Genomic DNA, 12344 nt, shown 5'->3' with positions numbered 1-12344 from the left:
TTCTTATATGTTCTGCTTTGAATAGTATGACTGCTCTCGGAATGCCAAAAAGTTACAAAATAGTATGAAAACCTTAGAAAAAGAAAATTGCTCTTTCCTGAGTCTCTATATTATGATTTGTGCAACAAAGCCATTACGAATTACGAAATTATGGAGAGAAAAAATGTAAAATGCAAAATGCAAAATGTAAAATGTAAAAAAAATTCTAAGCCAAAATGTTTAAAAGTTAAGATTTTTTTAGAAATTAAAAATTAAACATTAAAAATTATTTTTACATTTTACCTTCAAAATTTTACATTTTTCAGAGATTTATCTTCTGAAACCCATAATTCGTAATTAACTTCTTACCACGTAAAATGTTTCTCCACAAATTTATTCCCATTTCTCAATAATTTTTTTCGAAGTTCCGCTCCAAAAAATATAACGAAAGCGAAAGGAATTCCGAGGGAAATCTCTAAGAAAGAGAGTGAATGCGTTCCAAATAATGGTCGAACAAACGGTACGTACACCATTATGCTTAAGAGAACGATCTCAGCAAATATTCCAAAAATAATGAGTTTATTTGTAAATATTCCTCCGGAGAAAATCGATTCTCTTCTTGTCCTACAGGTGAATACATTTGCAATTTGACACCAAATGACGGTGGCAAAATAAGCTGTCACGCCAGTGAGGTAGAGTGAATCATTGGCATCTAAGATCTGTCCCCATTTCCATCCTCCGCGGAAAAGAATAAAAAAGAAAACACAAAATCCACTTATTGCCTGCAGCATACCGATAATTCCGTATGACATGAGAAAGAGCTGTTTGCTCATAAGGCGCTCATCTTTCGATCTCGGTTTTTTCTGCATAATATCGTGTTCGGCTTTCTCGACTCCAAGTCCGAGGGCTGGAAGAAGATCTGTTCCGAGGTCAATGGAGAGAATAAGAATTACCGTAAGAGGAAGGGGAATTTGAAAGAGCGCGAAGGCGATAAAGGGGAGAATTTCGGGGACGTTGCTCGTAAGAATATACGCAACAAATTTTTTGATATTTTCAAAAATAGTCCGTCCTTCCTGAATAGCAGAAACAATTGTTGCGAAATTATCATCCATGAGCACCATATCACTCGCTTCCCTGGCGACTTCTGTTCCACTTTTTCCCATGGCAACGCCCATATCTGCATTTTTGAGCGCTGGAGCATCATTTACGCCATCACCCGTTACCGTGACGACATGTCCCATTTTTTGAAGTGCTTTTACAATTTGTAATTTTTGAATTGGATTTGTTCTGGCAAATAAAATATTTTCTTTTTGCAATGCTTTCACCAGTTCTGACTCAGACATGCGCTGTAATTCCTCTCCCTTGATAATGGTGACATTTTTTCCAGCAGGAATAAGTCCTATTTTTCTTCCAATTGCCTCCGCGGTGAGGCTGTAGTCTCCAGTAATCATAATGACTTTTATTCCAGCTGATGCACACTTTTTTAGAGCTTCAAAAACTTCTTTTCGCGGAGGATCGATCATTCCCACCATTCCGAGAAAAATGAATTTTTCTTCTTTGAGGTTTTCTTCTGGAGATTCTTTATACGCAAGAGCAAGAACACGATTTCCTTTTGATGCCATGAGTTTGTAGGAATTTAATATTTTTTGTGAATATTTATCGGTAAGCGGTACGATTCCTTTTCCGTTGTAATACTTCATGCATTTTTTTAACACGACTTCTGGAGCACCTTTCATATACGCCACCATTTTTTCTCTCTCTTTATTCACGCTAATCATTCGTTTTTGCGTTGAATCAAAGGGATATTCATGAATTCGCGGATATTTTTTCGTAAAATTTTCGATACTCTCAAATTCAGATACAAATTTGAGAAGAGCTGTTTCCGTCGGGTCTCCTACAAAAGTTTTGTGTTCAGCGCTGTAGTGAGCGTTGTTACAGAGAACGAGCACCTTGAGAATTTCGTCTGGTATTTTTTCTCGGTCAAACATATCAACAGAGATGCAATGTTCTCCTCCAAAACATATATTTTGGAGACTCATATTGTTTTCTGTGAGAGTTCCCGTTTTATCGGTACAAATTACCGTTGTCGATCCTAAAGTTTCGACAGAATCCAGATTTTTAATAAGCGCATTTTTTCTCGCCATTCTTCGTGCGGCAATCGTGAGACAAAGCGTTACGGTTGGAAGAAGTCCTTCTGGAACGTTTGCCACGATAATTCCGATAGCAAAAATAATACTTCCAATAAATTGTTGTCCGAGAAGAATGCTTACAAAAAAGAAAATTACCCCAAGTCCGATGGCGATTGCTGAAATGATGCGAATAAAGTGCTGGAGTTCTTTTTGAAGCGGACTCAATATGGTATTTGTTCTTTTCGTGAGCTCAACAATTTTTCCAATTTGAGTGTTCATCCCAGTTCCATAGACAACACCAATTCCATTTCCGCTTTGAACAAGGCATCCCGAAAAGAGCATATTTCGGGATTCTAAAATATTTTCATGAGTACATTCCAGTTTTCGAAGTTGTGGATCACTTTCTCCGGTGAGCGAAGAGTGGTCGATTTTCATAGAATTATGTTCCAGAAGCCTGGCATCTGCCGGGATTTTTTGACCTTCTTCCAAAAAAATGATATCACCGGGAACAAGTTCTTCTGCACGCACAAGAGTTTTTTTCCCATCTCGAAGCGCTTCGACTTCTCGTGGCAACATTTTTTGAAATGATGCCATGATGCGTTCGGATTGATACTGCTCAAAAAAAGTGAAAATAGCATTAAGGATAACGACTCCAGAAAGCGCCCAGCCGATGAAGATATTTCCTTTTCCCGGATCGAGATTTTCTGCAAAGAATGCAAGTCCAGAGCCAGTGATGAGCAAAAGTGCAAAAAAATTCGTAAACTGTTTCAAGAATTTTATAAGGAGAAGCTCTCCGGTATGCACCTTTAGAACATTTTTTCCGTATTGTTTGAGTCTTGCACTCACATCTCCTGACGTGAGTCCTTTCGGAGAGGATTTTACATTTTTCAAAAGTTCTTCGATGGGAATTTTGTGTTCGTTCGTATTTTGGTTCATAGGGAATGATGGGAATTCACCACATTCTATCATTTTTCACCAGAAAAAGCGACCCGCTATGCTCTTCTTCAAGGGAAATACCTTCAAATTTCTGAGCTAAGAGCCTGTTCAGAATCTCTCTTTCGTGACGAAAAACTCAGATTTTGAGCGAAAAACATGAAGATTGAGGAGGTTTATCGGGAATAAGCCGACGAAATCTGAGTGTTTTGCAGCCAAAATATGAGTTTTGCAGTAGAATATGGAGATTTTGAACAGGCTCTAAGGTTATTCATGTTTTTTTGTAAATAGCTGTATTTTTCCGCCATCATAGACTTCATTATATATCCAAAGTGCCATGGACCCGTAAAAATTTACATTTCCGCTTTGGAGAGGATGAAAGCTCCCGTCTGGGTTTTGGAAATTGTAAAATCCGCCTTTGTCATCCTGTACCGTTACCAGCCAATCGGCGATTTCTTGTGCTTTTTCCTTATACTGGGCTTCCTGAAGTCCGCAATATGCGAGGAGGAGGCAGGTTGTAGGCCACAACGCCGCCATTTTTGTGTCGTTGATTATGGGAACTGGATACACCTCATCTTTTTTCTCCGTAATTTTTGACTCCACCAAAGTTCCCGAAAATGGACCTTTACAATGTTCCGTTGCCCAGACGATCGCTTTTTTCGTCTGCTCTTTGAGTTCAGGAAATTCACATGATCCATCAAGTGTATCAAGGAGCGACTCCGCGTCCATCATGTTCATGCTGTACTGAGGGTGTGGAGGAACCACGACATACGGGAGCAAATATCCGCTGATTTTTGCGAGGAGTTTTCCTTTCGGCGGAAAAATGTACATAATCCAACGCAAAATTGGGCGAATCACAGAAGCAAGAAATGGTGTTGGTTGGTTCTTATCGTATGGATTCCAATAGCCTTCATTTTCATCAAAATTTTGGCAAATATTTTTTAAGATCGCTTCTCCTGCTTTTTTAAATTCTTCATTTCCGGTTCTTTTCCAAGCAAGGAAAGAAAAATGTGCATATTCGCCAATTTCAATGACATTCGGAAGAAGTAATGAGCCGTCTGGACGGATTGTTCCATAAGTCATTCTCTGTGCTGATTTCTTCATCACCTCATGATATTCATCGCTTCCCGAAATTTGGGTGTATGTGCTGAATCCTTCAAAAACACACTGAGCGGCGTCAAGAGTATATCCCGCATGTTTTTTCCAACCACCACGAGCATCTTGCCTTTCTGCAAGCCAATCGAGAGATTTTTTCGCAGAGATTTTATATTTTTCATCTCCTGTAAGAGCATAAGCATACATTCGCACGGTGACAGAATGTCCAACAAGCGTTGCATCGCCTCGAATTCCATAAAATTCATCTCCGGCAGCATCAATGTAGCCTTCCTCCTTTTGCAGAGAGATGAACCAGTCTGCATTTTTTATGATAGCCTGCTCGTATTTATTGAGATTGTTCACTGGGGAAATTATACACTATTACACGAATTTTTTCTCAGGGCAGCAATCAGAATTTTTATCACACCTCGCACAGAGATTATATATTGCTCCAAATATCAAACCGCAAAAGGCACTGACGATGAAGCATCCGACAATTCCAATAATCCAATTCCTCTTTTACCACGGCCATTTCATGAGAATCAGTACTGAAATAAGCATACTCAGGAAATTAAAACACACGCTTACACAGAAGAAATCATGGGGCTTCTTTTCCCATATCACTCCTCCAAATATAACTGTTGCTTCAAAACCAAGCCATAAAATTCCTCCATAAAGAAGACCTTCTTGAAGAGTTTTTGGAGACATAATGATAAGTGCGAGAGCAAGGACAGAAGTTCTCACGAATTGGTTTATAAGACCAAGAATCACGCCTTTTCCCATTTCACTTGATGGCATTTCCCCTTCTTTGATTCCGATTGATCTCATCCATACTTTTCCAAAAAGGAGAGAAGAGTACCAGAGCATCCCAAAAGCCATCATTGCAACTGTTGAAACGAGCACTGCGACCCAATTTACAGAAGAAAATGGAAGAATCATATGAAAAAGGTGAAATGGTAAATTGCACCTATTATTAAAAAACATCAAAAACGTGTCAATAAAGCCGACTTTTCAAATGGTGAAAGTCTTGTGTTGAACTATTTCATTTACGACGAAAAACTGCATCTTCCAAAGTTCGAAATGTGCAGTTTTTCATAAATTTTCAGAGACCTTTTAATCCTCTCTATTTTTCAGAAATTGGCAAATTGCAGTAGCGATTTCATAACGAGTTAAATATTTGCTTGGCTCAAATTTTTCAGTTTTTTTGGGAAAGAGTTCGTATTTTTGAACAGCTCCTCCGAGCATGGCGTATACAGTTTTCATATTTCGAAGGAAAAAGGATAAAAGGTGAACATGCGTCGACTCGTGTTCACTTCCTGATACGCCTCAGAATCGCATTTTCTTTCAAAAAAATAATCGCATCAAGCAATAATTTTGTAGAGATTCTTTATTCCTCTCTATTTTTCAAAAACTGATAAATTCCAGTAGCAACTTCATAACGAGTGAGATATCTTCCCGGCTCCAATTTTTCAGTTCTTTCAGGAAAGATTTCGTATCTCTCTGCAGCTCCTGCATATTCGGAAAACCAATCTCCTTCTGTGACATCTGAGTAGGAATACGGAAGATTTTTTTCTATATCGAAGGTAATGGTGATCATTTTGAGAAATTCAGCAGTATTTATTCCTAATTCAGGACGAAATTTTCCATCAGGATATCCCTGGATGATTCCCAGCTTTGCAGCACCAAGAACAAACTTCATATACCATTCTCCGGTTTTAAGATCGGGGAATTTCCCATTATTCTCAATTTCATCTACTTTGCCAAATCGTGCCAAAAGAGCAAATTTTACGAATTCTGCACGGTTTACGAGTGCGTCTCCTTCAAAATTTCCATTGCGTCGCCCGCCGATGACTCCACGTCTAAAAAGTTCCGCTGCAGCCTTTCCCGGAAGTGAAGAAATATCGGTATCTGGAAATGGATTGAGTGCACCGTCAGAATTTACAAGTACGGGATCTTCATACCCAGCTCTTGGAATGGGTGTTGTTCTCCCGTTGTTTGCTTCTGTACATTCGTCTAAAGATGGATAGTATCCTCTTTTCTTTGTAGGAAATAAGGAATTGCACGGATCATCTTTTATTTGTGTACATCCAGTAGATGAAAACCACCATATTTCATATTTTTTACACTCAAATCCATCCGCTAACGTTTCTTCCTGTAGTCGATCATCAAGTGCTGTGTTGCAAGGATTAAGATCACGAAAAGTGTCATTCTTGGAGAGATCTACTTGGCATACATCCTCCATAGACGCAACACATTTCATTCTTCCACTATCATTGAAAAATAGAAATTTATCCTGTTCTAAGAACTTGTAAAATTTTTCTTGAGCACAATCCTGTGCTCCCCTATGAAATCCAGACTTTTCTCCTTCCTCAAGCGAATCAATCCACTTGAGAAATTGAGATTCACTAATGTTGGATTCAGTATTATAGACAATTTTTTTCTCTACCTGCTCTGTGTACAAGTAAGGAGAAAAATAGAGTACTGACCTGTAATGCGGAGTAAATTGATTATATTCGAGGATTGTTCCTTTAAATGGTTTTGCTTGAGGATCTGCAATAACCGGCAATTGCAACAAAGATGTGAGATACAGTGCGGCGTCTTGTCGAGAAATAGGATCTGATGTTTCTGCAATACAAAAATAGGAATATATCCACCATCCCGAGCCATCCTGATAGGGCTTAAGGGCTCCTGTGTTTTTAAAGCAAGTTTCTGGTCCCTGATTTTTTTTCTCCGAAGAAGGCTGATTGTAAATGAGATTCTCACCGTATCTCTTCGTAAAGTGTTCTTTCAAAATTTCAATTACTCTCTGCTTTGTCAGTGCAGGAAGCTTGTCCGCATCAGGAATTACATCATATTGTCCATTCGATGTCGGGGGCATCATCTCTGGTGGCAAAGTTGGCGGAGTAGTGGGTGGAGCATTGTCTGATGGAGGAGGAGTCGGTGGAGTATTGTTATCTAAATTAGGTATAACAGCAATATCTTCTGGATTACTAAAGGCATTCTTTCCTACAGCTATTTTTTTTGTTATGGAGTTATTCGAAAGATCAATGACGAGGACCAGCTCTTTTTCATTATCGGCAACAAGCAAATTTTTGCCGTCAGCAGTGATACTTATTCCTGTGGGAACTCCTCCCGTAATAATAGTGCTGAGTACAGTTAAATCTTTTTCATATACAGCCTGATTTTTGAAATCCATGTTGATATCAAGCACCTCAACAATTCCATCCCCCGGAAAACTCACGAAAGCTTTTTTCCCGTCAGAAGTAAGAACGATATCTTCCAAATTACTGAAATCGTTCTTTCCTATTCTGAAGCTTCCGATAACTGAATTGTTTGAGAGATCAATGACGACGATTTCTTCACTGTAAGTATTCAAAGAGAACGCTATTTTTCCATCAGGACTCACGACAATTCCAGTAGGAGTACCGCCAAGAGAAATGGTGCCGAGTACCGTCAAATTTTTCTCATATACAGCGGGATTTTGAAAATCGATATTGATGTCAAGCACCTGAAGAGTTCCATCACCGGAAAAAGTCACAAGAGCTTTTTTCCCATCAGGAGTGAGAGCGATCTCTTCGAGATTACTCAAATTCGTTTTTCCTATTTTGAAGCTTCCGAGCACTGAATTGTCAGAGAGGTCAATAACGACGATCTCTTCACTGTCATTATTTACAGCAAGAGCAATTTTCACATCAGGGGTAACGACAACTCCAGTAGGAACGCCGCCAAGAGAAAGAGTACTTACGACGCGATTTGTAGAGAGATCAATAATTCCGAGAGTTCCATCACCCGAGAGAGTTACCAGAGCTTTCTCGCTCTCAGAAGTACTCGCGAAAGATGTTAGAGAAATAAATGATATAAATATGCTCACTGAGATGAACGCAAAGAACTTGAGTGAAAAAGAGAATTTTTTCATTGATAACTGAGGAAAAAGAAAAAGTTTTGAGAATATTCTTGCACAAGAGATGTACAAAATGAAAACAAAAAGTATTAAAAATTGAAAAATATAAACAAAAGAGGAGCAAATTTCTTTGCTCCTCTTTGACAAACATTGCGGAGAAGAACTCTATTCAGTTTTTGTCTCGGATTTTTCCGCATCATTATCAAAGTGGTCACAATGTTGTCCTCCGCCCATCATTCCGCCTCTTCCTCCAAACCAGCTCATCATGCCAACACCTCTTCCAAATTTTCCAACTGGTATTCCGAGCTTGCCAGCAATTTCTTTTGCTTTTGCAGCATCTCCAGCTTTCCTGGCATCATAAAGATCTTTGAGAAGTGAGAAATTTTCAGCGGTAATATTTTGTGCCATCGGGCTATTTTCCGGAACTAATGTTTTCCAAGTTTCATAATCTCCATTTTCTATCGCTTGTTTTATTTGTTCATGCTGTTCAGAAGTTATCCATTGCTGACTACTCGCTAAACTCGTGCCACTCTCGTTTGCGGCGAACGAAGGAAGTGAAGCTGACAAAATTACAAAGAAAAGTGAAGCAAAGACAGTTCCTCCGAGGAGGACGTAGAGAGTTTTCATATTTCGAGGAAAAAAGAATAAAAGGTGAACATGCGTCGACTCGTGTTCACTTCCTGATACGTCTCAGAATCATATTTTCTTTCAAAAAAATAATTTCGATTTCCTCATCATTATCTCAAATGCATCTCAATTTGTATCTGTATCATTTTTTGCATTTGATCATTCTGAAAATCGGGATTTGATCTTCTCCACGGAAGAATTTCCTCAGCAAAAAATTCATTGTCGGAAGTCTGTCTTCCGAGAACTTTAATAATTCTTCTCTGAATCATAATATTTTGACCATTCGTGGAAATAAGGAGATTTATCCCAGATGCCGCACTAATATCGACTTTCCATTTTTTCTCAAAAAAATCTTCGAGAGTAAGCGTATTGTCATTTTTCTCTTGGACTTCTCCCGAGAGAAGTCCAACTTCTGGCTGCGACCATAAATTGATTCTTCTCATGTGCATGGAGTGGTAGAGCGGCACAGTATCAGCTACAAATTCATCGAAACGTTCAGCTCCATCTATTCCATAGAGAAGTGTTCCGAGGAGAATACTCACAATCACATTTCCAAAAATGAAATAAAGAGGCGGAATGCGGTATCCCTTTCTCGTGTGGCGAATTCCAAAAAATGCGACCAAAAGGAAAACGCCAAAAGAAATTATCCAAAAAATCAATGGTCGAATAATAATAATAAATAACTCTGATCTGGGAAATCGTAAAAATGCTTCATAATCTGTTTCAAAGAAAATATAGGTAAAGAGACAGAAGGCAACGGCTCCCAAAATCGCCGCGATCAAAAAAAGTCCCCAAAAAATGGAATATTTCAGAACAAACTCCCAGTGAGGAATTGGATGGATATCCTCTTTTTGGATCTTGCCGGTGATTTTTTCTGAAAATTGACTCATGAGTTTTTATTGAGAAATATCGGAGTATTTTTTGAGAAGATCTTTGAGGGATTCTTTCCCACGTTTTATGTATGTTGCTACAGTTCCTGTCGGAATTTGGAGAATGTCAGAAATTTCTTCATAACTTTTTTCTTCTAAAAAAAATAAAATGAGAACAGTGCGATATTTTTCGTTCAGAAGGCTTAAAACTTTGCGGATATGTTCTGATTGGAGTTTTTGATGGACTTCATGGACGATGTCTATTTTTGATGGAAAATCTGCAAGGATCTCTTCGTCCCAAGAGATCTCGTTTCCTTTCCCACGCGATTCCGCTTTTCGAAATTCAGAAATTGTTTCATTGTGAGCGATACGATATATCCAACTTTTAAATTTGAGAGATGAATCGAAATCATTGAGATGTCTCCATGCTTTTACAAATATTTCTTGGAGAATCTCTTCCGCTTCTTCCCGGGAAAAACTGGAAATTCGCATAATATATCTGAGCAGCAAGGTTTCATATCTTTCTACAAGATATCCAAAGGCATTCATGTCTTGATGTGATGCAAGAACCAGTGCCTCATCCGAAAGAAGTGTATGTTCTGAATTCCTCATCTGATGGGTGATACGCATGTTTTTAAAAATTTCTTTCACTATTTTTCTGATCTCAAAGAAGTAGGAATAAGGAATAAGGAATAAGGAATTAGGAAGTAGGGAGTAGGGAGGTGGAAGGAGAAATTTTACGTTTGTTTCAGCGGAGTTGAAATTTACAGTATCAATTTTGCGTATTAGCTCCTGAGTACGAATTTCAGTACATATTCTCGTACACATTTTTCTCTCCATACTCGATACCCATTTGAAAGAAATTGACACTCGGGATGAGCACTTTATAATTTCGAGTGCGAATTTGCAACACAACACTCAGATTTTCATAATTTTTTCTTTTTTATGCCTTATTTAAAAGAAACATCAATGGCGCTTCAGGAGTATGGAGTACTTCTCCATGAGGTTCAGGATGAAATTTCTCGAGTAATTATTGGACAAAAAGCTCTTGTGCAAAAAATGCTCATTGCCCTTATGGGAAATGGTCATATTCTTCTCGAAGGCGTTCCGGGACTTGCGAAGACGAAATCCATTGCCACCCTTGCGAAAATCCTTGGCGTGAAATTTCAGCGAATTCAATTTACGCCAGATCTTCTCCCATCTGATCTTATTGGAAATCGTATCTATAACCAGAAAGATCATAGTTTTTCAGTGAAAAAAGGACCGATTTTTGCAAATTTTATTCTTGCTGATGAAATCAATCGTGCTCCGGCAAAGGTCCAAAGTGCTCTTCTTGAGGCGATGCAAGAATATCAGGTGACGATTGGAGAAGAGACATTTCCTCTGGAAAAACCATTTTTTGTCTTGGCCACACAAAATCCCATTGAACAAGAGGGGACATATCCACTTCCTGAAGCTCAAGTAGATCGATTTTTCTTAAAGGTTCGCGTGGGATATCCTTCCGAGTCAGAAGAAGTAGAGATAATGAATACCACGGAATTTAGCGAAGAGCCAAAACTCAAAAAAATTCTCACGGGTCCAAAAATTCAGGAACTCCAAAAGATTGTAGAGCATGTATATGCCGATGAAAAAATAAAAGGATATATTCGAGACATTGTCTTTGCGAGTAGATTCCCTGAAAAATACGCACTCGAAGATTTTACGAGAGTAATCGCATTTGGGGCTTCTCCTCGCGCTTCTATTGCACTTCTCAAGGCGGCGAAGGGAATGGCGTTTTTGAATGGACGTGAATACGTTATTCCGGAAGATATAAAGGCAATTGGATACGATGTCCTTCGTCATCGCATTATTCCCACATACGAAGCGGAAGCGGAAAATATCACCTCCGAAAATATCATTCAGAAAATTTTTGCCACTCTTCAAGTTCCATGAATCTTCAAGATCTCATGAAACACGTTCGGGCTCTCGAGATCAGCGCACGCCAAAATGTGACGGAAGTTTTTGCGGGAAATTATAAATCTTCTTTCCGCGGAAGGGGAATGGAGTACGAAGATGTTCGGGAATACACGGAAGGGAGCGATATTCGCGACATCGACTGGAATATCACTGCTCGAGAAGGAAAACCGTATGTAAAGATATATCGCGAAGAAAGGGAACTCAGTACCTTCCTCATTGTTGATCTTTCTTCATCGATGAATTTTGGGTCTCGGGATTATCTCAAAAAAGATATTGCCCTGCAGGTAGCAGCAATCCTCACCTTTTCTATACAGAAAAATAACGATAAAATTGGACTTCTCGCATATTCAGAAGGAGTCGAAACATATATTCCTCCAAAGAAAGGAAATGCACACAGTCTTCATATCTTGCGAATGCTCCTCTCCGGATATCAGGAGAATTTTTTGAAATCGTCGAATTTAGAGAGGGCACTCAGTTTTCTTCATCGTGTCAGCAAAAAAAGAAATGTGTGTTTTCTCATCACTGATGAAATACCTCCGAATTCTGAAAAACTCATAGCACTCACGAACAAACGTCATGATCTCGTCATTATAAGAATCAGCGATCCCATGGAAAAATCTCTTCCTCAGAGTGGTGTATTTTGGACACAAAATCCTGAATCAGGAGCAATGGAAGAAATCAATTTTTCGAGCGGGAGTGTGAAACAAAAGTATAGGAAATTGCGGAGAGAGAAGGAAGAGGCTTTTCAGAGAATTCTCAAGAAATATGCGATTGATGTAATTGACCTTTCCACAGATTCCAATATTTTCCAAGAACTTTTCTTCTTTTTTCGAAAAAGGCAAAAACGATTTTAAC

At 38.8% G+C, this 12344-nt stretch carries 10 protein-coding genes; 2 read left to right on the top strand and 8 right to left on the bottom strand.

From position 1 onward, the window contains the following. Positions 1–344: 344 nt before the first annotated feature. From HZA38_00360 to HZA38_00325, 8 genes are all read right to left on the bottom strand, one after another. Positions 345–3044 carry an HAD-IC family P-type ATPase gene (locus tag HZA38_00360; protein MBI5413955.1) on the bottom strand — a complete coding sequence of 900 codons (2700 nt, stop codon included), beginning with the start codon at positions 3042–3044 and terminating at the stop codon, positions 345–347. A 264-nt stretch (positions 3045–3308) separates the two neighbouring features. Continuing rightward, positions 3309–4499, bottom strand: coding sequence for a hypothetical protein (locus tag HZA38_00355; protein ID MBI5413954.1), 1191 nt, complete (start codon positions 4497–4499; stop codon positions 3309–3311). Between the two features lie 156 nt (positions 4500–4655). Beyond that, entirely contained in the window at positions 4656–5075 is a 420-nt protein-coding gene (locus HZA38_00350) for a DUF1761 domain-containing protein (GenBank protein MBI5413953.1), read from the bottom strand. A gap of 174 nt (positions 5076–5249) precedes the next feature. After that, complete coding sequence (locus tag HZA38_00345; protein ID MBI5413952.1) at positions 5250–5399, bottom strand: hypothetical protein; 150 nt, start codon at positions 5397–5399, stop codon at positions 5250–5252. Positions 5400–5523: 124 nt separating this feature from the next. Continuing rightward, positions 5524–8052 (bottom strand): S-layer homology domain-containing protein, encoded by a 2529-nt coding sequence (locus HZA38_00340; protein ID MBI5413951.1) that lies wholly within the window; start codon positions 8050–8052, stop codon positions 5524–5526. 150 nt (positions 8053–8202) lie between these two features. Next, the gene (locus tag HZA38_00335; GenBank protein MBI5413950.1) at positions 8203–8664 is read right to left on the bottom strand and encodes a hypothetical protein; all 462 of its coding nucleotides are present in this window, start codon (positions 8662–8664) and stop codon (positions 8203–8205) included. 110 nt (positions 8665–8774) lie between these two features. Beyond that, positions 8775–9554: a hypothetical protein gene (locus tag HZA38_00330; protein ID MBI5413949.1), complete on the bottom strand. Its 780-nt coding sequence runs from the start codon at positions 9552–9554 to the stop codon at positions 8775–8777. Positions 9555–9560: 6 nt separating this feature from the next. Continuing rightward, complete coding sequence (locus HZA38_00325; GenBank protein MBI5413948.1) at positions 9561–10163, bottom strand: RNA polymerase sigma factor; 603 nt, start codon at positions 10161–10163, stop codon at positions 9561–9563. Between the two features lie 315 nt (positions 10164–10478). Between HZA38_00325 and HZA38_00320 the strand changes: the two genes are divergently transcribed. Both HZA38_00320 and HZA38_00315 read left to right on the top strand, forming a co-directional pair. Then, positions 10479–11465, top strand: a complete 987-nt coding sequence (locus HZA38_00320) for a MoxR family ATPase (protein MBI5413947.1) — start codon at positions 10479–10481, stop codon at positions 11463–11465. After that, on the top strand, positions 11462–12343 hold the full coding sequence (locus HZA38_00315; GenBank protein MBI5413946.1) for a DUF58 domain-containing protein: 882 nt from the start codon (positions 11462–11464) through the stop codon (positions 12341–12343). Before HZA38_00320 ends, HZA38_00315 begins: the two co-directional genes overlap by 4 nt. Position 12344 lies beyond the last annotated feature (1 nt).

It is taken from the genome of Candidatus Peregrinibacteria bacterium, assembly GCA_016220175.1.
Taxonomy (GTDB): Bacteria; Patescibacteriota; Gracilibacteria; order CAIRYL01; family CAIRYL01; genus JACRHZ01.
The sequence above is the reverse complement of the archived record's forward strand: the minus strand, read 5'-3'. Positions and strand labels throughout refer to the sequence as shown.

Coding starts and splice junctions, on each gene's coding strand:
- HZA38_00360 (MBI5413955.1), bottom strand. CDS start 3,044: ATGAACCAAAATACGAACGAACACAAAATTCCCATCGAAGAACTTTTG.
- HZA38_00350 (MBI5413953.1), bottom strand. CDS start 5,075: ATGATTCTTCCATTTTCTTCTGTAAATTGGGTCGCAGTGCTCGTTTCA.
- HZA38_00345 (MBI5413952.1), bottom strand. CDS start 5,399: ATGAAAACTGTATACGCCATGCTCGGAGGAGCTGTTCAAAAATACGAA.
- HZA38_00340 (MBI5413951.1), bottom strand. CDS start 8,052: ATGAAAAAATTCTCTTTTTCACTCAAGTTCTTTGCGTTCATCTCAGTG.
- HZA38_00335 (MBI5413950.1), bottom strand. CDS start 8,664: ATGAAAACTCTCTACGTCCTCCTCGGAGGAACTGTCTTTGCTTCACTT.
- HZA38_00330 (MBI5413949.1), bottom strand. CDS start 9,554: ATGAGTCAATTTTCAGAAAAAATCACCGGCAAGATCCAAAAAGAGGAT.
- HZA38_00325 (MBI5413948.1), bottom strand. CDS start 10,163: ATGCGTATCACCCATCAGATGAGGAATTCAGAACATACACTTCTTTCG.
- HZA38_00320 (MBI5413947.1), top strand. CDS start 10,479: ATGCCTTATTTAAAAGAAACATCAATGGCGCTTCAGGAGTATGGAGTA.
- HZA38_00315 (MBI5413946.1), top strand. CDS start 11,462: ATGAATCTTCAAGATCTCATGAAACACGTTCGGGCTCTCGAGATCAGC.